Below are 20,661 nucleotides of genomic sequence, written 5' to 3'. Positions count from 1 at the left end.
TCGCAGCCATGCAGGACCTTGGAATCATCAGCCCCAGCCTGGAAGAGTTCCGGGAGCTCGCCGGCCACAGCCGGGTCATCCCCGTCCGGCTCAAGGTGCTGGCCGACGCCGAGACACCGATCGGCCTTTACCGCAAGCTGGCGAAGGGCCAGCCGGGAACCTTCCTGCTCGAATCCGCCGCCGTCGGCGGCGCCTGGTCCCGGTACTCCTTCATCGGCGCCAAATCCCGTGCCACGCTGACCACCAAGGACGGCCAGGCGCACTGGCTCGGCGAACCGCCCGTCGGCGTGCCGCTGGACGGCAGCCCGGTGGACGCCGTGCGGGACACCGTCCGCGCCCTGCACACCGAACGGTTCGAGGGACTGCCGCCCTTCACCTCCGGGCTCGTGGGCTTCCTCGGCTGGGAAGCGGTCCGGCACTGGGAAAAGCTCACCAGCCCGCCCGAGGACGACCTGCAACTGCCCGAGCTGGCGATGAACCTCGTGACCGACATGGCCGTCCACGACAACATGGACGGGACCGTGCTGCTGATCGCCAATGCGATCAACTTCGACAACAGCTCGGAGCGCGTCGACGAAGCCTGGCACGACGCCGTCGCCCGCGTGCAGGACCTGCTCGCCCGGGTCAGTGCCCCCACGGAACAGCCCATCTCCGTGCTCACGGCCCCGGCAGCCGACTTCGCCGCCAGCGTGCAGGAGCGGTGGGACGAGAACGAGTACCTGGCCGCGCTGGACCGGGGCAAGGAAGCGATCGTCGACGGCGAGGTCTTCCAGGTGGTCATCTCGCGCCGGTTCGAAATGGAGTGCGGCGCCGACCCGCTGGACGTCTACCGGGTGCTGCGCAACACCAATCCGAGCCCGTACATGTACCTGTTCAATCTTGAGGACGCCGCTGGCCGGCAGTACTCGATCGTGGGCTCCTCACCCGAAGCCCTCGTCACGGTCACCGGCGACGAAGTCATCACCCACCCGATCGCCGGCTCCCGGCCGCGCGGCAAGACCACCGAGGCCGACAAGGCCCTGGCCGAGGAACTCCTCGCGGACCAGAAGGAACGCGCCGAACACCTCATGCTGGTGGACCTGTCCCGCAACGACCTGTCCAAGGTCTGCGTGGCCGGAACCGTGGACGTCACCCAGTTCATGGAGGTGGAGCGCTTCAGCCACATCATGCACCTGGTCTCCACGGTGGTCGGCCGGCTCGCCCCGGACGCCACCGCCTACGACGTGCTCAAAGCCACCTTCCCCGCCGGCACCCTGTCCGGCGCGCCCAAACCCCGCGCCCTGCGCCTGCTGGACGAACTCGAACCCCACCGCCGGGGCATCTACGGCGGAGTCGTGGGCTACCTCGACTTCGCCGGCGACATGGACATGGCCATCGCCATCCGCTCCGCCCTGCTCCGCGAAGGCCGCGCCTACGTGCAGGCCGGCGGTGGCATCGTGGCCGATTCCGTGAACGCCACCGAGGCGCTGGAGACGGTGAACAAGGCCGCCGCCCCGATGCGCGCCGTCCATACCGCGCAGTCGCTGCGCACCATCACCGCCGCCACCGTGCCCGGACCCCGGACGGAGCAGGCATGAGCGGCGCCGCAATGAACGGACAGGGGACTACCGTCAAAAGCACCAGCCCGGCTGTTCCGCGCTGGGCCAGGAAGTCCACCCTGGTCCTGCTCATCGCCGTCCTGGCCCTGGCGGTCTTCGGCACCACCACCCAGACCTGGCTGACGGTCGAGCTTGACCCGAGCCAGCTTGGCCAGGCCGTCGGCAGCCAGGACGGGCTGCAGGTCCAGGGCAGCAAGGCCGCCACCACCGTGACCGCCCTGGCCCTGGTGGCCCTGGCCGGCGGCCTGGCCGCCTCGATCGCTGGCCGGGTGGCCCGCTGGATCATCACGGCCATCATCCTGCTCGCCGCGGCCGGGATCGTGGCCGCCGCCGTCACCGTGCTCGCCGACCCGCTCACCGCGGCGCAGGGCTCCATCGCCGCCGCCACGGGCATCAGCGGCAGCAACGCCCAGGTGGCCGTGACCGCGTTCCCCGTCCTCGCCGTCGTCGCCGGGGCCCTGCTGGGCCTGGCCGCCCTGGCGATTGTCCCGGCGGGACGGCACTGGAAGAGCCGGACCAGGTACGACGCCGCCGTCACGGGCACCGCCGCGGGCCCCGCCCGGCCGGCGGATGAGATTGAGAGCTGGGACCGGCTGTCCCGCGGCGACGACCCCACCTGAGCGCCGCCCGCACCACGGCCAACACCCGGTCAGACACCCCGGCAAGCGCCCCGACAGACACCCCGGCAAACAACGCTGCCAATAAATGGCAGAATGTAAGCAGTATTGATCCTGAGGAGATTTTCCATGAGCAAAGCCCCTGTTTCTGCACCCAAGCCCGCTGCCGGCACCGGCATCTACGACGACGTCGACCACAGCGAGCCGACCGGCCACGGCAACAGCCCCGCCGCCTGGACCACCGTGATCATCATGCTGGTCGGCGCGCTCATCGCGGCCATCGCCTTCGTGATCGCCAACACCCCGATCTTCATCGCCGGGGCGGTCGTCATGCTCGTCGGCCTCGTGGTGGGCTTCGCGATGCGGAAGGCCGGCTACGGCGTGGGCGGCAGCAAGCTGAAGAACTCCGGCCACTAGGAGTGACTGTTCTCGATGACATCAACGCCGGTGTCAGGGAGGATATGGAGGCCCGCCAGCGCCTCGTCACGCTCGCCGAGCTGAAGGACCGCGCCGCGGCCGCCGCTCCGGCGCGGGACGCATGGGCGGCCCTGGGCGGTCCCTCCGCCCGCGACCAGCTCAAGGTGATCGCCGAGATCAAGCGGCGCAGCCCCTCCAAGGGCGACCTCGCGAACATCGCGGACCCCGCGTCGCTGGCCGTCCAGTACGCCGACGGCGGTGCCGCCGTGATCAGCGTGCTCACCGAGCAGCGCCGGTTCAACGGATCGCTCGCGGACCTGGACGCCGTCCGGGCCGCCGTGGACATTCCGCTGCTCCGCAAGGACTTCATGATCGACGAGTACCAGATCTGGGAGGCCCGGGCCCACGGTGCGGACCTGATCCTGCTGATCGTCGCCTCGCTATCGGACGCGCAGCTGCGCGACTACAGCGCGCTCAGCCACGAACTCGGCATGAACGTGCTCGTGGAAACCCACACCCCGGATGAGGTGGAGCGCGCCGTGGACGCGGGCGCCCGCATCATCGGCGTCAACGTCCGCAATCTTAAGACGCTCGACGTCGACCGCTCGGTCTTCGCCGGGCTCGCCGCCGGGATCCCGGCTGGCGCCCTTATCGTCGGCGAATCCGGCGTGCGCGGCGTCGAGGACGTCCGCCATTACGCCGCCAGCGGCGCCAACGCGGTACTGGTCGGCGAAGCACTGGTCAGCGACGCGACCCCGCGCGAGCGGATCGCCGAGTTCATGGCCGCCGGGGCCGAAGAAATCGCCGCACGCTTCTGACCGCGCCCCGGCCGGATGACCGGCCGGGCGCCGCGGCGGACCGGTGCGGCCCGCAGTTTTAGCTAGCAGACAGGATGGTGAGACCGATGGCCGATGCGCCTACGACGGGCCCCGAGGACAACACGGTGGAGGCGTTCCTGGAAGGGAACAGGCCGGACGAAAACGGGCCGCAGGCCACGCCGTCGCTGCGCCACGCCCCCGGCCCCTACTTCGGCTCCTACGGCGGACGCTGGATGCCCGAGTCGCTGATCGCCGCCCTCGACGAGCTCGAGGACACCTTTGAGAAGGCCAAGGCCGACCCCGACTTCACCGCCCAGATCGCCGACCTGAACAAGAACTACTCCGGCCGGCCCTCCCTGCTCACCGAAGCCAAGCGCTTCGCCGAGCACGCCGGGGGAGTGCGCATCTTCCTCAAGCGCGAGGACCTCAACCACACCGGTTCGCACAAGATCAACAACGTCCTGGGCCAAGCGCTGCTGGCCAAGCGCATGGGCAAGACCCGCGTCATCGCCGAAACCGGCGCCGGCCAGCACGGCGTCGCCAGCGCCACCGCCGCGGCCCTGCTGGGCCTGGAGTGCGTCGTCTACATGGGTGCCGAGGACTGCCGCCGGCAGGCCCTGAACGTGGCACGGATGGAACTGCTCGGCGCCACCGTCGTCCCGGTGACCAACGGCTCCCAGACGCTCAAGGACGCCATCAACGAGGCCCTGCGCGACTGGGTCGCCAACGTCGGCACTACCCACTACCTGCTGGGCACGGCCGCCGGGGCGCACCCCTTCCCGGCCATGGTCCGGTACTTCCACGAGGTCATCGGCGAAGAGGCCCGCGCCCAGATCCTGGACCAGACCGGACGGCTGCCCGACGCCGTGTGCGCCTGCATCGGCGGCGGCTCCAACGCCATCGGCATCTTCCACGGCTTCCTGGACGACCCCTCCGTGAAGATCTACGGCTTCGAAGCCGGCGGCGAAGGCGTGGAGACCGGCCGGCACGCGGCCACCATCACCCTGGGCAAGCCCGGCGTGCTGCACGGCGCCCGCTCCTACCTGATGCAGGACGACGACGGCCAAACCATCGAGTCGCACTCGATTTCCGCAGGCCTGGACTACCCCGGCGTCGGCCCGGAGCACTCCTATCTCGCCGACATCGGCCGGGTCAGCTACGAGCCGATCACCGACAGCGAAGCCATGGAGGCCTTCCGCCTGCTGTGCCGCACCGAGGGCATCATCCCGGCCATCGAATCCGCGCACGCCCTCGCGGGCGCCATCAAGGTCGGCCAGCGGCTCGCCGCGGAGGCCGAGGACGCAGGCGACGCCGCGGCTGCCGCCGGCAAGGTCGTGATCGTCAACCTCTCCGGCCGTGGCGACAAGGACGTGGCCACCGCCGCGGAATGGTTCAACCTGCTGGACAAGGATTCACCCGAACACGAAATCGCCCAGGAGGGGGAGCAGCTGTGAGCACCGCCGAAAACAGCGCCAACGCCACGGTGCCCGGCGCCAGCAAGTCCGCCGCCGCCATCGACCGGGCGCGCGCCCAGGGCCGAGCCGCCCTGATCGGCTACCTCCCGGCCGGTTACCCCAGTGTCGAGGACACCATCGCCGCCGGGATCGCCCTGGCCGAAAACGGTGCCGACCTGATCGAAATCGGCATCCCCTACTCGGACCCGGTGATGGACGGCCAGGTCATCCAGGCCGCCACCACCGAGGCCTTGGCCAAGGGCTTCCACGTCAGCCAGGTCTTCGACGTCGTCCGCGGCATCACCAGCAAGACCGACGCCGCCGTCCTGGTCATGACCTACTGGAACCCGGTGGTCCGGATGGGCGTGGACGAGTTCTCCCGGCGCCTGGCCGAGGCCGGCGGTGCCGGGCTGATCACCCCTGACCTGATCCCGGACGAAGCCGCCGAATGGATGGCCGCCTCGGACAAGTACGGCCTGGACCGGGTCTTCCTGGTCGCGCCGTCGTCGACGCCGGAACGGATGAAGCGCACCGTGGACGCCAGCCGCGGCTTCGTCTACGCCGTCTCGATCATGGGCGTCACCGGTGCCCGCGCCTCGGTCAGCTCCGCAGCCCGGGACGTCGTCACGGCCGCCCGCGCCGCCGGCGCCGAACGCGTCTGCGTCGGCCTGGGTGTCTCCAACTCCGGGCACGTGCGGGAGATCGCCGCGTACGCCGACGGCGTGATCGTCGGAACGGCCCTCGTCGCGGCAATCGGTGAAGGCGGCGTGGATGCTGTAGCGTCCCTGACGAAAGAGCTCAGCACCGGCCTCACCAAGGAAGAAGCGTAAGCAATGCAGTCAGTCCTCCGCGCGGCGGCGATGGTCCCCGCGAGCATTCCGAGCCCGGACTGGTCCGGCTTCGATATCCCGCTGCCTTGGGGGACCCTGCGGATCCATGCCTACGCGCTGTGCATTCTGGCCGGCATCATCGCCGGCCTCTGGCTCACCTCGGTGCGCTGGGCCCGCCGCGGCGCCCCCGAGGGCAGCGTGTGGGACATCGCGATCTGGGCCATTCCCTTCGGCATCATCGGCGGCCGGCTCTACCATGTGGTGTCCTCCCCGGATGCGTACTTCGGCCCCGGCTTTGACGGCACCGGCGACCTGTCCCTGATCCCGCAGATCCAGCGCGGCGGGCTGGGCATCTGGGGCGCCGTGGTGCTCGGCGCCGTCGGCGCCTGGATCGGCTGCCGCCGCGCCGGGGTCAAGCTCAGCGCTTTCATGGACGCCGCCGCCCCCGGCCTGCTGCTCGCCCAGGCGGTCGGCCGCTGGGGCAACTACTTCAACCAGGAGCTGTTCGGCGGCCCCACCACGCTGCCGTGGGGCCTGCAGATCGACGCCGACAACCCCAACTTCCCGGCCGGCATGCCCGCCGACACCCTCTTCCATCCGACGTTCCTTTACGAGTCCCTCTGGAACCTCGTCGGCGTGGTCATCCTGCTGGCCCTTGACCGGAAGTTCAACTTCCGCCGCAGCCGGCTGTTCTGGCTCTACGCCATCTACTACACGCTGGGCCGGGTCTGGATCGAGGCCATGCGCATCGACGACGCCGAGCAGATCAGCCTCTTCGGCATCACCACCCGGCTGAACGTCTGGACCAGCATCTTCGTCCTGATCGCCGCGGCCGTCGTGTTCGTCCTCCTGGGGCTTCGCAAGGGTGAAGGAGCGGACACCCCGTACCTGCCCGGCCGGGAGCCGGCAGCCGTCGCAGCCACTGGTGACGCCGACGTGCACACCGACGCGAAAGGCGCGGCCGCGAAGGACGCCGACACCGCCGACGCCGAGACCGCTGCGGCCAAGGACGCCGACGCCGCAGACAACGGCGGCCCCGCCGACGTCGTCCGCTATCCGGACACTGATGTCTCAGATAGTGAATCGCGTGATAATCTCCCGGAGAAGCAAAGCGGTCCGGACCGCACTCCGGCCGTTGACGAAGCGGCCGGGGAATCCTCCGGCGGCAGCACGGCCGCCCACGGGGAACCGGCAGCCGGAGTATCCGGCCGCCGGACCGGACCGGCCGGGCCGGAAGCTGACAGCACCAAGTAACCAAGCACCGGCCACCGGGCTGCACGGCGACCCCCGCCGGGCCCGGGTCCACAACGTCGTGGCAAGAAGGAATGTACGGCCAGCAACAACTGGATGCCGTGCAAACCCTGTTCCGGGGCCCGCGTAACCGTTCGTTCGGAAAGCGGCCGCTGGCCTACAATTCCAGTAGGAAAAACACACTGTTGTGCCCGTCACACCGGCGCACCGATTCGGGCCAATGTTGTCCCTCCCATACGCACGATCAGGAGGAAGGACGTCTACCATGACCCAAACTCTTCACCGCCCCAGTTGGTCCGGCAACGATGATGCCGGCGCAGCCGTGTCCCCCTTCAAGCGCTTCGCCGCCCTGCCGGAATCGGCGGGGCTGTACAACGCCGAGCAGGAAAAGGACGCGTGCGGCCTGGCCATCATCGCGACCCTGCGCGGGGAGCCCGGCTATGACATCGTCGACGCCGCCCTGACGGCGCTCCGCAACCTGGAACACCGAGGCGCAGTGGGCGCCGACGAGGGCACCGGCGACGGCGCCGGGCTCCTCATGCAGGTCCCGGACGAGTTCTTCCGCGCGGTCACGGACTTCGAACTGCCCGCCGCCGGCCAGTACGTCGTCGGCACCGCCTTCCTGCCGGCCGAACAGCGCGAATCCGACGCGGCCAAGGCCGGCATCGAGTCGCTCGCCGCCGACGAGGGCCTCACCGTCCTGGGCTGGCGCGAGGTTCCGATCGTGGCCGACCTGGTCGGCGCGATGGCCCGGGCGTGCATGCCGTACTTCGCCCAGCCGTTCTTCGCCTCCAGCACCGGCGAGTCGCTCTCCCGCAATGAACTCGACTCACGGGCCTGGCGGATCCGCAAGCGCGCGCAGAACAAGTTCGGCGTGTACTTCCCGTCGCTGTCCTCCCGGACCATCGTCTACAAGGGCATGCTGACCACCGCGCAGCTGGAGCCGTTCTACCCGGACCTCTCGGACACCCGCTTCAAGACCAAGCTCGCGATCGTGCACTCGCGGTTCTCCACCAACACCTTCCCGTCCTGGCCGCTGGCGCAGCCGTTCCGCACCATCGCCCACAACGGTGAAATCAACACGGTCAAGGGCAACCGCAACTGGATGCGCGCCCGGCAGTCGCAGCTGGCCAACCCGCTGCTCGGGGACAGCCCGGAAGAGCTCTACCCGATCTGCACCCCCGGCGCCTCTGACTCGGCGTCGTTCGACGAGGTCGCCGAGCTGCTGTGGCTCTCCGGCCGCCCCATCACGCACTCGATCATGATGATGATCCCCGAGGCCTGGGAAAACCACGCCACGATGGACCCGGCCCGCCGCGCCTTCTACGAGTACCACTCGCTGCTGATGGAGCCGTGGGACGGCCCCGCAGCCGTGTCCTTCACCGACGGCGCCCTCGTCGGTGCCACCCTGGACCGCAACGGGCTGCGCCCTGGCCGGTACTGGATCACCGAGGACGGCCTGGTCGTCTTCGCCTCCGAGGTGGGCGTCATCGACGTCGAACCCTCCAAGGTGGTCAAGAAGGGCCGCGTCTCCCCGGGCAAGATGTTCCTGGTGGACACCGAAGCCGGCCGGATCATCGACGACGCCGAGGTCAAGGCCGAGGTCGCCGCCGCCAACCCCTGGGCCGAGTGGGTCAAAGACAACCTGATCGACCTCAAGGACCTGCCCGAGCGCGAACACGTCGTGCACACCGCGGCCTCGGTCAACATCCGCCAGCGGACCTTCGGCTACACCACCGAGGAACTGAAGATCCTGCTCGGCCCGATGGCCCGCACCGGCGCCGAACCGCTCGGCGCCATGGGCTCCGACACCCCCGTCGCCGTACTGTCCAAGCGGCCCCGGCTGCTCTTCGACTACTTCGTGCAGTCCTTCGCGCAGGTCACCAACCCGCCGCTGGACGCCATCCGCGAGGAACTGGTCACCTCCCTGACCTGCGCGATCGGCCCGAACGGGAACCTGCTCGACACCAAGCAGGTCCGCCAGCCGCAGGTTTCACTGCCGTTCCCGGTGATCAACAACGACCAGCTGGCCAAGATCTCGAACATCGAGAACGCCGACGGCGACCGGGTCGCCATGAAGGTCCGCGGCCTGTACCGGCCCGACGGCGGCGAGCACGCCCTGCGTGCCCGGCTGACCGAAATCTGCGAGCAGGTCTCCGGCGCCATCAACCGCGGCGTGCAGTACGTGGTCCTCTCGGACCGCGACTCGAACGCCCAGTGGGCCCCGATCCCGTCCCTGCTGCTGGTCAGCGCCGTGCACCACCACCTGCTGCGCAGCGCCAACCGCACCAAGACCGCCCTCGTCGTCGAGGCCGGCGACGTCCGCGAGACCCACCATGTGGCCGTGCTGATCGGTTACGGCGCCTCCGCGGTGAACCCGTACCTGGCGATGGAATCCGTGGAGCAGCTCATCAGCTCCGGCGACGTCACCGGCGTCACCCCGCAGGACGGCGTTTACAACCTGATCAAGGGCCTCGGCAAGGGCGTCCTGAAGATCATGTCCAAGATGGGCATCTCCACCGTGGCCTCCTACACCGGCGCCCAGACCTTCGAGGCCCTGGGCCTGGGCCAGGAACTGGTGGACGAGTACTTTGCCGGTACCCACTCCCAGCTCGGCGGCGTCGGGCTCGACGTGATCGCGGCCGAGGTCGCGGCGCGGCACCGGATGGCTTACCCGGAGAACGGGATCGAACTGCCGCACCAGCCGCTGCTGGGCGGCGGCGAGTACCAGTGGCGCCGCGACGGCGAACCGCACCTGTTCAACCCGGAGACCGTGTTCCGGCTGCAGCACGCCACGCGTGAACGCCGCTACGACATCTTCAAGGCCTACACCCGGGGCGTGGACGACCAGTCCACCAACCTGATGACGCTGCGCGGGCTGCTGAAGTTCAAGGGCGGACTGCGCCCGGCGGTCCCGCTCGAGGAAGTGGAACCGGTCTCCAGCATCGTCAAGCGCTTCTCCACCGGCGCGATGAGCTACGGCTCCATCTCCCAGGAGGCCCACGAGACCCTCGCGATCGCGATGAACCGCCTCGGCGGCAAGTCCAACACCGGCGAAGGCGGCGAGGATGTGGACCGGCTGCTGGATCCCACCCGCCGGTCCGCGGTCAAGCAGATCGCGTCCGGCCGGTTCGGGGTCACAAGCCTATATCTGACCAACGCCGACGACATCCAGATCAAGATGGCCCAGGGCGCGAAGCCCGGCGAGGGCGGCCAGCTGATGGCCCAGAAGGTCTACCCGTGGGTGGCCCGCACCCGGCACTCCACCCCCGGCGTCGGGCTCATTTCCCCGCCCCCGCACCACGACATCTACTCGATCGAGGACCTCGCCCAGCTGATCTACGACGCCAAGCGCGCCAACCCCTCGGCTCGGGTGCACGTCAAGCTCGTCTCCGAGGTCGGCATCGGCACGGTTGCGGCAGGCGTGACCAAGGCCAAGGCCGACGTCGTGCTGGTCTCCGGCCACGACGGCGGCACCGGCGCCTCGCCGCTGAACTCGCTCAAGCATGCCGGCGTGCCCTGGGAGCTCGGCCTCGCCGAGACCCAGCAAACGCTCATGCTCAACGGACTGCGCGACCGCGTGGTGGTGCAGGTGGACGGCCAGCTCAAGACCGGCCGCGACGTCGTGATCGCCGCGCTGCTCGGCGGCGAGGAGTTCGGTTTCGCCACCGCGCCGCTGGTGGTCTCCGGCTGCATCATGATGCGCGTCTGCCACCTGGACACCTGCCCGGTGGGCGTCGCGACCCAGAATCCGGAACTGCGGTCCCGGTTCAACGGCAAACCGGAATTCGTGGTCAACTTCTTCGAGTTCCTGGCCGAGGAAGTCCGCGAAATCCTCGCCGAGCTCGGTTTCCGCAGCCTCGAGGAGGCGATCGGCCACGCCGAGATGCTCGACACCCGGGACGCGATCAGCCACTGGAAGGCCGAGGGGCTGGACCTGGACCCGATCCTGCACGGGCTCGAGTTCGATGACGACGCGCCGCTGCGCAACCTCACCGGCCAGAACCATGAGCTGGACAAGCACTTCGACCAGCGCCTGATCGCGATGGCCGCCGAGGCGCTCAGCGACCGCACCCCGGTGAAGATCACCGTGGACGTGATCAACACGGACCGTTCGGTCGGCACCATGCTCGGCCACACCGTCACCAAGACCTTCGGCACCGACGTGCTGGCCACCGACACGATCGACGTGACGCTGACCGGCACCGCCGGCCAGTCGCTCGGCGCGTTCCTGCCGGCCGGCATCACGCTGCGGATGTTCGGGGACTCCAACGACTACGTCGGCAAGGGCCTCTCCGGCGGCCGCATCATCGTCCGCCCGGACCGCACCAACGTCTTCCCGGCCGAGCGGAACGTGATCGCGGGCAACGTGATCGGCTACGGCGCCACCAGCGGCGAGCTGTTCCTCCGCGGCCAGGTGGGGGAGCGGTTCATGGTGCGCAACTCCGGCGCCACCGCCGTCGTCGAAGGCATCGGTGACCACGGCTGCGAGTACATGACCGGCGGCCAGGCGCTCATCCTCGGCCGGACCGGACGCAACTTCGGCGCCGGCATGTCCGGCGGCACCGCCTACGTCTTGGACCTGCAGCCCGAACGGGTCAATAAGCAGGCCCTGGATGCAGGGGAGCTGCAGCTGCGCGAGCTCGACGCCGAGGACCGCGACATTGTCCACGGGCTGCTCGTCAAGCACCTGGAGGAAACCGAGTCGCTGCACGCGGCCCGGCTGCTCGAGGACTTCGACGACACCGCAGCCCGCATTACCAAGGTGCTGCCGCGGGACTACGCGGCCGTACAGCAAACCCGTCTCGACGCCATCGAAGAGGGCCTTGACCCCGACGGCGAAGAAGTTTGGTCTCGAATCCTGGAGGTGACCGGTGGCTGATCCACGCGGATTTCTGAAAGTACGCCAGCGTGAAACCCAGCCGCGCCGTCCCGTCCCGGTCCGGATCATGGACTGGAAAGAGGTCTATGAGGCCCAGGAGAAGGGCGTCCTGAAGGCCCAGGCCGGCCGCTGCATGGACTGCGGCGTGCCGTTCTGCCACCAGGGCTGCCCGCTGGGCAACCTGATCCCGGAGTGGAACGACCTTGTCTGGCGCGACAAGGGCGAAGAAGCCATGGAACGGCTGCACGCCACCAACAACTTCCCCGAGTTCACCGGCCGGCTCTGCCCGGCCCCCTGCGAGGCGTCCTGCGTGCTGGGGATCAACCAGCCCGCGGTCACGATCAAGCAGGTCGAGGTCTCGATCGTGGACCAGGCCTTCGACAACGGCTGGGTCACCCCGCTGCCGCCCGCACGCCTGACCGGCAAGACGGTCGCCGTCGTCGGTTCCGGCCCCGCCGGCCTCGCGGTCGCGCAGCAGCTGACGCGGGTCGGGCACACCGTCGCCGTCTATGAGCGCGACGACAAGATCGGCGGCCTGCTGCGGTACGGCATCCCCGACTTCAAGATGGAAAAAGAGCACGTCGACCGCCGGCTGGACCAGATGAAGGCCGAGGGCACCCGCTTCCGGACCGGCGTCGCGGTCGGCACGGACGTGACCTGGGAGCAGCTGCGCCGCCGCTACGACGCCGTCGTGATCGCGACCGGTGCGACCGTCCCGCGTGACCTGCCGATCCCGGGCCGCGAGCTTGAGGGCGTGCACTTCGCGATGGATTACCTCGTCCCTGCGAACCGCGCCGTGGCGGGCGAAACGGTGGAAAACCAGATCAACGCCGCCGGCAAGCACGTCGTGATCCTCGGCGGCGGCGACACCGGCGCCGACTGCCTCGGGACCGCGCACCGGCACAAGGCCGCGTCCGTGACCACCCTGGCGATCGGCAAGCAGCCGTCCGCCGAACGCGCCGCCCACCAGCCGTGGCCGACGTTCCCGACGCTGTTCGAGGTGGCCAGCGCCCACGAGGAAGGCGGCGAACGCACCTATCTCGCTTCCACCGTGGAGTTCGTCGGCGAGAACGGGAAGCTGACCGGCGTGAAGGTCGCTGAAACCGAGTTCGTCGACGGCAAGCGCCTGCCCAAGGCCGGCACCGAGCGGATCATCCCGGCGGACCTCGTCTTCCTGTCCCTCGGGTTCACCGGCGCCGAACCGGCCGGCATCACCGACCAGGTCCACGCCGAGTTCGACGGCCGCGGCAACGTGGCCCGCGACGGCTACTACATGACCAACACCGACGGCGTCTTCGTCGCCGGCGACGCCGGCCGCGGCCAGTCGCTGATCGTGTGGGCGATCGCGGAGGGACGCGCCTGTGCCGCCGCGGTGGACAAGTTCCTGATGGGCAGCACCGTCCTGCCGGCGCCGGTCGCGCCGACCGACCGGGCGATCGCCGTCCTCTAGACGGTCCGGGCGGCGGCCGGCCCGGACCGTCACCGGCTGTTCGCCGCCCCGAAGACTTAAATCAACCAAGAGACAACTAGGGTAGGTATATGAGACGCGCTAAAATTGTGGCCACTTTCGGACCGGCGATCGCGAGCTTCGACAACACGCTCGCCGTCCTCGAAGCCGGGGTCGACGTGGCCCGGATGAACATGAGCCACGGGGACTACTCCGTCCACGACAACACCTACGAGAACGTGCGCAAGGCCGCCGGCCAGCTCGGCAAGGCGGTCGCGATCATGGCCGACCTCCAGGGACCGAAGATCCGCCTCGGCCGGTTCGTCGAGGGGCCGCACCTGCTCAACGTCGGTGACACCTTCACGATCACCACCGAGGACGTCCCGGGCACCAAGGACATCTGCTCCACGACCCTCAAGAGCCTCACCGAGGACGTCAAGCCCGGGGATGCCCTGCTGATCGACGACGGCAAGGTCGCGCTGCGAGCCATCGAGGTCGACGACGTCAAGGTCGTCGCCACGGTGACCGTCGGCGGCTACGTCTCGAACAACAAGGGCATCAACCTGCCCGGCGTTGCCGTCAACGTTCCCGCCCTGAGCGAAAAGGATGAGGACGACCTCCGCTGGGCCATGCGCCGCGGCGTGGACATGGTCGCCCTGTCCTTCGTCCGCGACGCCACCGACATCAAGCGCGTCCACGAAATCATGGACGAAGAAGGCCGCCGGGTGCCGGTGATCGCCAAGATCGAAAAGCCCCAGGCCGTCGAGCAGCTGCCCGAGATCATCGATGCCTTCGACGCCATCATGGTGGCCCGCGGTGACCTCGGCGTGGAACTGCCGCTGGAGGAAGTGCCGATCGTCCAGAAGCGCGCCGTCGAACTGGCCCGCCGCTGGGCCAAGCCGGTCATCGTCGCCACCCAGGTGCTCGAATCCATGATCGACAACCCGCGCCCGACCCGGGCAGAGGCCTCCGACTGCGCCAACGCCGTGCTCGACGGCGCCGACGCGGTCATGCTCTCGGGCGAGACCAGCGTGGGCAAGTACCCGATCGAAACGGTCAAGACCATGGCCCGGATCATCGAATCCACCGAGGTCCACGGCCTGGAGCGCGTCCCGCCGCTGGGCACCAAGCCCAAGACCCGCGGCGGCGCGATCACCCGTGCCGCCGTCGAAATCGCCGACCAGCTGGAAGCGAAGTACATCTGTACCTTCACCCAGTCCGGCGACTCCGCCCGCCGCCTCTCGCGGCTGCGCCCGATCCGTCCGGTCTTCGCCTTCACCCCCGTGGAGCACGTCTGGAACCAGCTGGCCCTGACCTGGGGCATCCAGCCGGTCCTGGTCCCGATGGTCGGCCACACCGACGAGATGACCGCACAGGTTGACCGCAATCTGCTGGAGATGGACCTGGTCGACGACGGGGACATGGTAGTCATCGCCGCCGGTTCGCCTCCCGGCAAGGCCGGTTCCACCAACATGCTCAAGGTCCACAAGGTGGGCGACCTGGCCGACGCCGGCAGCCAGGGCGAGGCCGTCACCAAGGACAAGCTCGGCCCGTGGCCGGAGAAGAAGAAGAAGAACAACAAGGTCTAGGTTCTTCCTGACCGAAAGGGGAGGGCCCCGCCGCTGATGTCAGCGGCGGGGCCCTCCCCTTTGTGTTTGCTGGGTGTTAGTTGACCTGGTTGATGATGGTCTCGGCGACTTCGCGCATGCTCAGGCGGCGGTCCATCGAGGTCTTCTGGATCCAGCGGAAGGCCTCCGGCTCGGTCAGGCCCATCTTGGTGGTCAGCAGGCTCTTAGCGCGCTCGACCAGCTTGCGGGTGGCGAACTGTTCCTGCAGGTCGCTGACTTCGCTTTCGAGGGCCTTGATCTCCTCGTGGCGGGACAGGGCGATCTCCAGGGCGGGGATCAGGTCGGCCGGGGTGAAGGGCTTGACCACGTAGGCCATGGCGCCGGCGTCGCGGGCGCGCTCGACGAGTTCCTTCTGGCTGAACGCGGTGAGCAGCACGACGGGGGCGATGCGGGCCTTGACGATCTTTTCGGCTGCGGAGATGCCGTCCATGACCGGCATCTTGACGTCCATCAGGACCAGATCCGGCTTCAGCTCTTCGGCGAGCTGGACAGCCTTCTCGCCGTTGTCTGCCTCGCCGACGACGTCGTAGCCTTCGCCGCGCAGGATCTCGATGATGTCCAGGCGGATGAGGGTCTCATCCTCGGCGACGACGACGCGGCGCGCCGGCTGGGAGGTGGGGGTTGACTCCGTCTGTTCTGACACGGGTACTCCTTGGAAAGGTACGGCGGGAACTGGTCCATGTAGGGCTCGTCCGCTGGTGTACTGGGGGCCGGTTGGGATCGATGCGGCGTCACTGGCGCGATTCTCGAATTCAGCCTATCTGCATGTAGAGTAATTTCGCGCACCGGAAGCGATCGCGTTGCTCACAGCACCCTGGAGCAGGCGAATATGACAGCCGGTGTCCTCCGCGCCCGAGTGGCGGAATTGGCAGACGCGCCGCACTCAAAATGCGGTATCGAAAGGTGTGTGGGTTCGAGTCCCACCTCGGGCACAATGGTTCGGCAGTTCAAAGACCTGTTTGGGCAACGGTCGAGTAAGTCGCTAGTTGGTAACCGAGCACGAGTCAGGCTTGCCCCACCGATCTAAGGTAGCCTCATGCCCGGGAACGGGTGTTTGGGGCGGGTGCCATCCCTGCCCCCGCCCGAAGAGGTGGGGTCGCAGCTGGTGTTGAACAATCCCTTGCTGAACACAGGTGGCCAATGGCGACCACCCGCTTTTCTAACAAGATCCTCGCCGCGCTGACCGTCCTTCTGGCGACAGGCTCCGTCGCGGGCTGTGACCCAATTCCCCTGAGGTCAGGGGGGCGAAATCTGCGGCTCGTACTGCGGATGCATCTGGAGTGGCCGCCGCGTCTCGACCGGTGTCCCGACTGGTTATGGGTAATAGATGGCCACTACGACTGCGAGAATTGCACCGGCCGCTACGAAACCCCATCCGGAAAGGTTCAAGAGGTCAGGCCAGCCACTGTCCATCGGTTGAGAGTCCTTGGCAGGATCCGCAGGATCCGCGATGTTTTGGGGACCCGGTCTTGACGGCAGACGCTGGGTGCTTATCAGAGACGCAAGGGCTGCTTGAAGGATGGCGCCGAGGGCCAGGAAGACGGCCGATACGATCGTGATGAACCGCTTCGCATCCATGTCTGGGATGAACCGCCCGAACGCTAGCACGACAAGATAACCGAACAGGATCGCCGCGATGCCAACGGGAATATAGAGCCACCTGAAGGTTCGAAGGAATGCTTGGGCCGCCGTCAGGCCCGCAAGTTTGGCGGGTGGCTTCTGCCCTTGGCTTGGCGGCTCTATCGTGCCGAAAGTTGTTCTCTGTGTTTCGTTCTGATCTTCCCCCATGTCGCCCACCTTATCCGGCCGTCACAGTCGCAGGCGGGAGGGGAGCTTCGCGTCGCATGCGGTGCCCTTGACACGTCCTAGGGAGTGGCCGCGGGCGGGTTATGGCCGGTCAGGTGCTGGCATGGAGGCCGCTTGTCCGGGGCAGTCCATGGCTGAATGGGTGGAGCGGCCTGCTTGGATGGCGCGTTCGTCCCTGTCGTTCCCTGGAGTCCAGGAGTGCCTGGTCGATGGCGAGGGCGGGAGTGACGACACCGGTCCGGGTTTCGAAGAAGCGGTCACGGATGGCCTCCCGACCGAAGGTGTAGCGCATGGCGTTGACGAAGAACGTGGACTTGGCTGCCTCATCGCCGGGAACGGCGAACATGTCGATGCCCGGGGTCGACGGGTCGGCGGCGTCGATGACGGGGACCTGGTCGCCGAGGGTCTTGGACCATGCCACGTGCGTAGCCGGGCTGGCCGGAGGGGCGGAGACGTTCCATGCAGTGCCAGCCGAAGAGGGAGCGGACAAGAAGTGTCCTGCAGTAGGCGCGGGCGCGGGTCGCGGCTTCACCGGAGACGGCGCAGGCGTGCGGGAGACAATACCGACGACGACGTTGGATCCGACCGGGAAGGCGTCCGGTGCGCGTTTTTAATGCCGGATGCACACACCAAGGCACGAGCTCATCCAAACCCCAGGAAAGACCGGTAGCGCCGTGTCCGCGAATGGGTACGAGTTCCACCGTTATCGGCCCACACTAGGCAGCGTCAAACAGGCATAAAGCCACTATATGAGGAGGCATTTCCGGTCCACTCTACGCATGTAAGGTCACGCCGAACTGGGAGGTCACCGTGCCCACGGTTGGAGTCAGAGTTACCCCGAAGGCAGGTCTAGATCCGGAGGCGGTGAAAGACCGCCTGGCGACAGCAAACTGGAACCTAATTGAGCACATCGACGGAGGCCCTATCCTTGCGCTAGGGGAGTTCAGTGCTGGGGAGGACGGCGCAAAGGCACTGGCCGCCGCAACTGAAGTCGGGGACCCCGTAGCTCTCCTGGACTCCACGGAGGTCCAGGATCTCAACGAGGATGGCAAGGTTGGCCTTGTCCCATTGGAAGAGATAACGACGGCGTTCACCAATGTGGTCAAAACTGCAGGGGAAATCTCTGCTTCGAGCAACGGGAAGATAGCCACTGCGAGTACGCCCCGCTTCTTTGGTCCTCCAAATATCCCGGCTGCCCTGTTGGCGCGGCTGTCCACATCGGACCGTTCCAGAGTGATTTCCTCTTACATCGAGGGTTGGCTCCGGTTCGCGACCAACCGGGCGGAGCAGGCAGCCTGGGGTCCATCGCACGAGGCTATGCTATTGGCCCACGTCAACACCGACGAGGCCCGCTCTAAGGCTGCCCTGGATCTGTTCAACGAAGACGTCCGCGCAGCCAGAGAGCGCGCCATCCTGTTGTCTGAAGTGGTCGGCATGGCCGCTGCCATGAAGGATCAGGTAAAGGCGTGGACGTCCCTGGCAGGGAAGGTCCCCGGACTGCTGGTGCTATCTGTCCTCCTTGGTGCGCTGTTCGTCGGATGGAGCCTTATGTTGGTCCAGCAGGGCAAGCTCACCGGACTCGAGCTTGCCCTGCTCGCTTTTGTCTTCGCTCTAGTTTCCATCTCACCGGCAACTCTGCTGCTTCTTGGTAGGCCTCTCAAGGGGATGGACGACTGGACCCCGGACAAGCTGTTCGGCGCCGACAAGGACGACAAAAAGGACGAGGCTGGCGAGAACGACGAAGCAGTTGACTCGATCAAAGGTGCGGCCAAGCCCGGTGACGGGAAGACTGACGAGGCGAAGCCCGGTGAGCCGGCTGGAAAGCCGGCAGCAAGCTGAGGAGTGGGGCGGCGCCGCTCTGCGCGTGCGTCGCGCCGGACTCGGCCTTGATCTTGGCCGTCACGGTCTTCTTCGCACGCCAGCGGCGGCATTGGTGATGTGGGAGGAGCAGCCGGCATAGTTCAGACAGTGCTCGAACGTCCGGCCGTTCACCAGCACGGACATGAGCGAGCCGCCTCTACCGAACGGACCGTGCATGCTTCGAACTTGTGCCCCTGGCGCAACGCTTTGGATTTGGGGAAGCCGCGGGCAATCAGCAAGGGACCTCCTCCACGTCGACGAGCCCGGACACTTCCTGAAGGCAGAGGAATGGCCAGGTCTTTGTCCTGGGCTGTGACGGCGTACTGGATGCGTGCACACCGCTGCATCTGGAAGAGCCGCGCCGCAGTCCCCGAATACACTGTCCTGCTAACCGGCCCGGCTGGGGCCGGTGGACAGTTCGTCGACGAGATGATCCGGGACGCCTGAGCCCGACCCTAGCCTCCAAAGGGGACGGGGATTAATCTGCGCCATTACAGTCAACGCCCACGGATTTTCGGGGTGATAGCATCGGGCTCTTGTCGTGATGAAGGGTGTCCATGGAATCCGTATTTGGTTTTTTGTTAGTCGTCGCCTTTTTCTGGTGGTTGGCACGCCGAAAGAAGCAGCGAGCACTGAAGAGATTGGCTTCTTTGCAGAAGGAGGCGCCGAAATCGGGAGTGCGTGAACCGCTCACTTATACGCAGCCTCGCTCGGCCCCAGAGCCTGCCCCGTCAGAACGTTCGTCCATGCGGTTCGCTGAGCCCGGCCGTGTTGGTGAGCTCTTCAGCTATGGCGGACCGTCATTGGGAAAGGGGTACGTCCATGATGGTTCTTTTGCCGTGATCGATGTCGAAACTACAGGTTTTTCGCCGGGAAAAGGCGATCGTGTTATCGAATTGGCCATTGCCCGAGTCGATAAGAACGGTCGCATCGAAGACGAATATGCGACACTGCTGAACCCGGAAGGACGCGACACAGGCGCCGTGTTTGTCCACGGCATCAGCAACGATGCAGTCCGGAAAGCCCCACTATTTTCCGACGTTGTCTCGGAGGTTTTGGCGCGGTTGGACGGGGCAGTGGTAGTGGCGCATAACGCGAGATTCGAAGAACGCTTTATGGCGGCGGAGTTTGCACGGGCTGGCGTGAAGTCACCGCCTCTGCCAGCGCTTTGTTCTCTTTGGCTGGGACAGCAAACGTTCGACACCCCAAATCACAAGCTCGGCACGCTCGCGCAACATGCAGGAGTACCACTCGTGGACGCTCATGCCGCCTTGGGCGATGTTAGGGCAACAGCGGCATTGCTTCCTTTGATGCTCGACAGATACCGACCAGGAATTGAGTTTGCACACAGCCCAGTGCGCGGTCTTTTTGATCCATACCGCTTGGGCTCAGTGCGCCCGTTGACGCGGGCTAGTTCACTTCGGAAGGGTGGGGACGGTTGGATGCACTCCCTGCTATCCCGTCTGCCCATCAGCACAGGTGACGTTAGCGACGCCGCGGCCTCTGAGTATCTTGAAGCCCTTGCCCTTGCGTTGGAAGACGGCAAAATCGTAGGGGATGAAGCCAAGGCTCTGGCCAAAGTCGCCGGCAGAGGAGGCATGGGAGCTGAACAAGTTCGCGACCTAAATGAACGGTTCTTGGAACTGATGCGTGAAGCCGCGTTCGCAGACGATGTTCTGACTGCGGAGGAGCTCACCGAGCTAAAACGCTCTGCAGACGCGTTGGCAGCTCCCGGCTACTTCGACGATCTTGAGGCGCGCGTCATACATGGCAGCGGGCCGGCGAGGGAAAAACTGAACCCTTCATCGACAGCACCTAAACCCCGGAAATGCGGTCACTGCCGCACACCGGGCCACTACCGTTCGAAGTGCCCTGAACTGAACTAGAAGAGGCGTGGACAATGTCCACATCTGATTGCGCGGGTTCCCCCTGTTTGCGAGGGCCGGAAGACAGTTCAAATCCTTCCTCGGGCACCACAGGCTCCTCTCCGGAGGGGTTCCGCTTCAACGTGGAGGCTAAAGCTGGTGGTCCCGCCGGCCTGAAGTGTCTCTTC

The 20,661-nt window shown here is 67.0% G+C and carries 15 protein-coding genes and 1 tRNA gene; 13 read left to right on the top strand and 3 right to left on the bottom strand.

The window, feature by feature from the left end; translation table 11 throughout:
- Positions 1-8 precede the first annotated feature (8 nt).
- From ACTWLI_RS14905 to pyk, 10 genes are all read left to right on the top strand, one after another.
- Entirely contained in the window at positions 9-1,577 is a 1,569-nt protein-coding gene (locus ACTWLI_RS14905; protein WP_445154547.1) for an anthranilate synthase component I, read from the top strand.
- The gene (locus ACTWLI_RS14900; protein WP_445154546.1) at positions 1,574-2,218 is read left to right on the top strand and encodes a Trp biosynthesis-associated membrane protein; all 645 of its coding nucleotides are present in this window, start codon (positions 1,574-1,576) and stop codon (positions 2,216-2,218) included. The genes ACTWLI_RS14905 and ACTWLI_RS14900 overlap by 4 nt, the downstream gene beginning before the upstream one ends.
- 126 nt (positions 2,219-2,344) lie before the next feature.
- A complete protein-coding gene (locus ACTWLI_RS14895) occupies positions 2,345-2,632 on the top strand; it encodes an HGxxPAAW family protein (RefSeq protein WP_445154545.1) in 288 nt (95 codons plus the stop codon).
- Positions 2,633-2,634: 2 nt separating this feature from the next.
- The gene (gene trpC, locus ACTWLI_RS14890) at positions 2,635-3,450 is read left to right on the top strand and encodes an indole-3-glycerol phosphate synthase TrpC (RefSeq protein ID WP_445154544.1); all 816 of its coding nucleotides are present in this window, start codon (positions 2,635-2,637) and stop codon (positions 3,448-3,450) included.
- A gap of 86 nt (positions 3,451-3,536) precedes the next feature.
- Complete coding sequence (gene trpB, locus ACTWLI_RS14885; protein WP_445154543.1) at positions 3,537-4,904, top strand: tryptophan synthase subunit beta; 1,368 nt, start codon at positions 3,537-3,539, stop codon at positions 4,902-4,904.
- Positions 4,901-5,734: a tryptophan synthase subunit alpha gene (gene trpA / locus ACTWLI_RS14880; protein WP_445154542.1), complete on the top strand. Its 834-nt coding sequence runs from the start codon at positions 4,901-4,903 to the stop codon at positions 5,732-5,734. Before trpB ends, trpA begins: the two co-directional genes overlap by 4 nt.
- A 3-nt stretch (positions 5,735-5,737) precedes the next feature.
- Positions 5,738-6,988, top strand: coding sequence for a prolipoprotein diacylglyceryl transferase (lgt, locus tag ACTWLI_RS14875; RefSeq protein ID WP_445154541.1), 1,251 nt, complete (start codon positions 5,738-5,740; stop codon positions 6,986-6,988).
- Positions 6,989-7,250: 262 nt separating this feature from the next.
- Entirely contained in the window at positions 7,251-11,867 is a 4,617-nt protein-coding gene (gene gltB / locus ACTWLI_RS14870) for a glutamate synthase large subunit (RefSeq protein ID WP_445154540.1), read from the top strand.
- A complete protein-coding gene (locus tag ACTWLI_RS14865) occupies positions 11,860-13,317 on the top strand; it encodes a glutamate synthase subunit beta (RefSeq protein ID WP_056739736.1) in 1,458 nt (485 codons plus the stop codon). The genes gltB and ACTWLI_RS14865 overlap by 8 nt, the downstream gene beginning before the upstream one ends.
- Positions 13,318-13,406: 89 nt before the next feature.
- The gene (gene pyk / locus ACTWLI_RS14860; RefSeq protein WP_445154539.1) at positions 13,407-14,903 is read left to right on the top strand and encodes a pyruvate kinase; all 1,497 of its coding nucleotides are present in this window, start codon (positions 13,407-13,409) and stop codon (positions 14,901-14,903) included.
- A 76-nt stretch (positions 14,904-14,979) separates the two neighbouring features.
- Here pyk and ACTWLI_RS14855 read toward each other — a convergent pair whose 3' ends face one another.
- Positions 14,980-15,585, bottom strand: a complete 606-nt coding sequence (locus ACTWLI_RS14855) for an ANTAR domain-containing response regulator (RefSeq protein WP_056739732.1) — start codon at positions 15,583-15,585, stop codon at positions 14,980-14,982.
- A 207-nt stretch (positions 15,586-15,792) separates the two neighbouring features.
- Between ACTWLI_RS14855 and ACTWLI_RS14850 the strand changes: the two genes are divergently transcribed.
- A tRNA-Leu gene (locus tag ACTWLI_RS14850) sits at positions 15,793-15,874 on the top strand.
- Between the two features lie 382 nt (positions 15,875-16,256).
- Here ACTWLI_RS14850 and ACTWLI_RS14845 read toward each other — a convergent pair.
- Together ACTWLI_RS14845 and ACTWLI_RS14840 are read right to left on the bottom strand one after the other, a co-directional pair.
- Positions 16,257-16,730, bottom strand: coding sequence for a hypothetical protein (locus ACTWLI_RS14845; RefSeq protein WP_445154538.1), 474 nt, complete (start codon positions 16,728-16,730; stop codon positions 16,257-16,259).
- Between the two features lie 109 nt (positions 16,731-16,839).
- Entirely contained in the window at positions 16,840-17,169 is a 330-nt protein-coding gene (locus ACTWLI_RS14840; protein WP_445154537.1) for a hypothetical protein, read from the bottom strand.
- A 389-nt stretch (positions 17,170-17,558) separates the two neighbouring features.
- Here ACTWLI_RS14840 and ACTWLI_RS14835 point away from each other — a divergent pair, with 389 nt between their 5' ends.
- Together ACTWLI_RS14835 and ACTWLI_RS14830 are read left to right on the top strand one after the other, a co-directional pair.
- Positions 17,559-18,587 (top strand): hypothetical protein, encoded by a 1,029-nt coding sequence (locus tag ACTWLI_RS14835; RefSeq protein ID WP_445154536.1) that lies wholly within the window; start codon positions 17,559-17,561, stop codon positions 18,585-18,587.
- Between the two features lie 578 nt (positions 18,588-19,165).
- On the top strand, positions 19,166-20,494 hold the full coding sequence (locus ACTWLI_RS14830; protein WP_445154535.1) for a 3'-5' exonuclease: 1,329 nt from the start codon (positions 19,166-19,168) through the stop codon (positions 20,492-20,494).
- The last annotated feature ends 167 nt before the right edge of the window (positions 20,495-20,661 follow it).

It is taken from the genome of Arthrobacter sp. Hor0625, assembly GCF_052567525.1.
The sequence above is the reverse complement of the archived record's forward strand: the minus strand, read 5'-3'. Positions and strand labels throughout refer to the sequence as shown.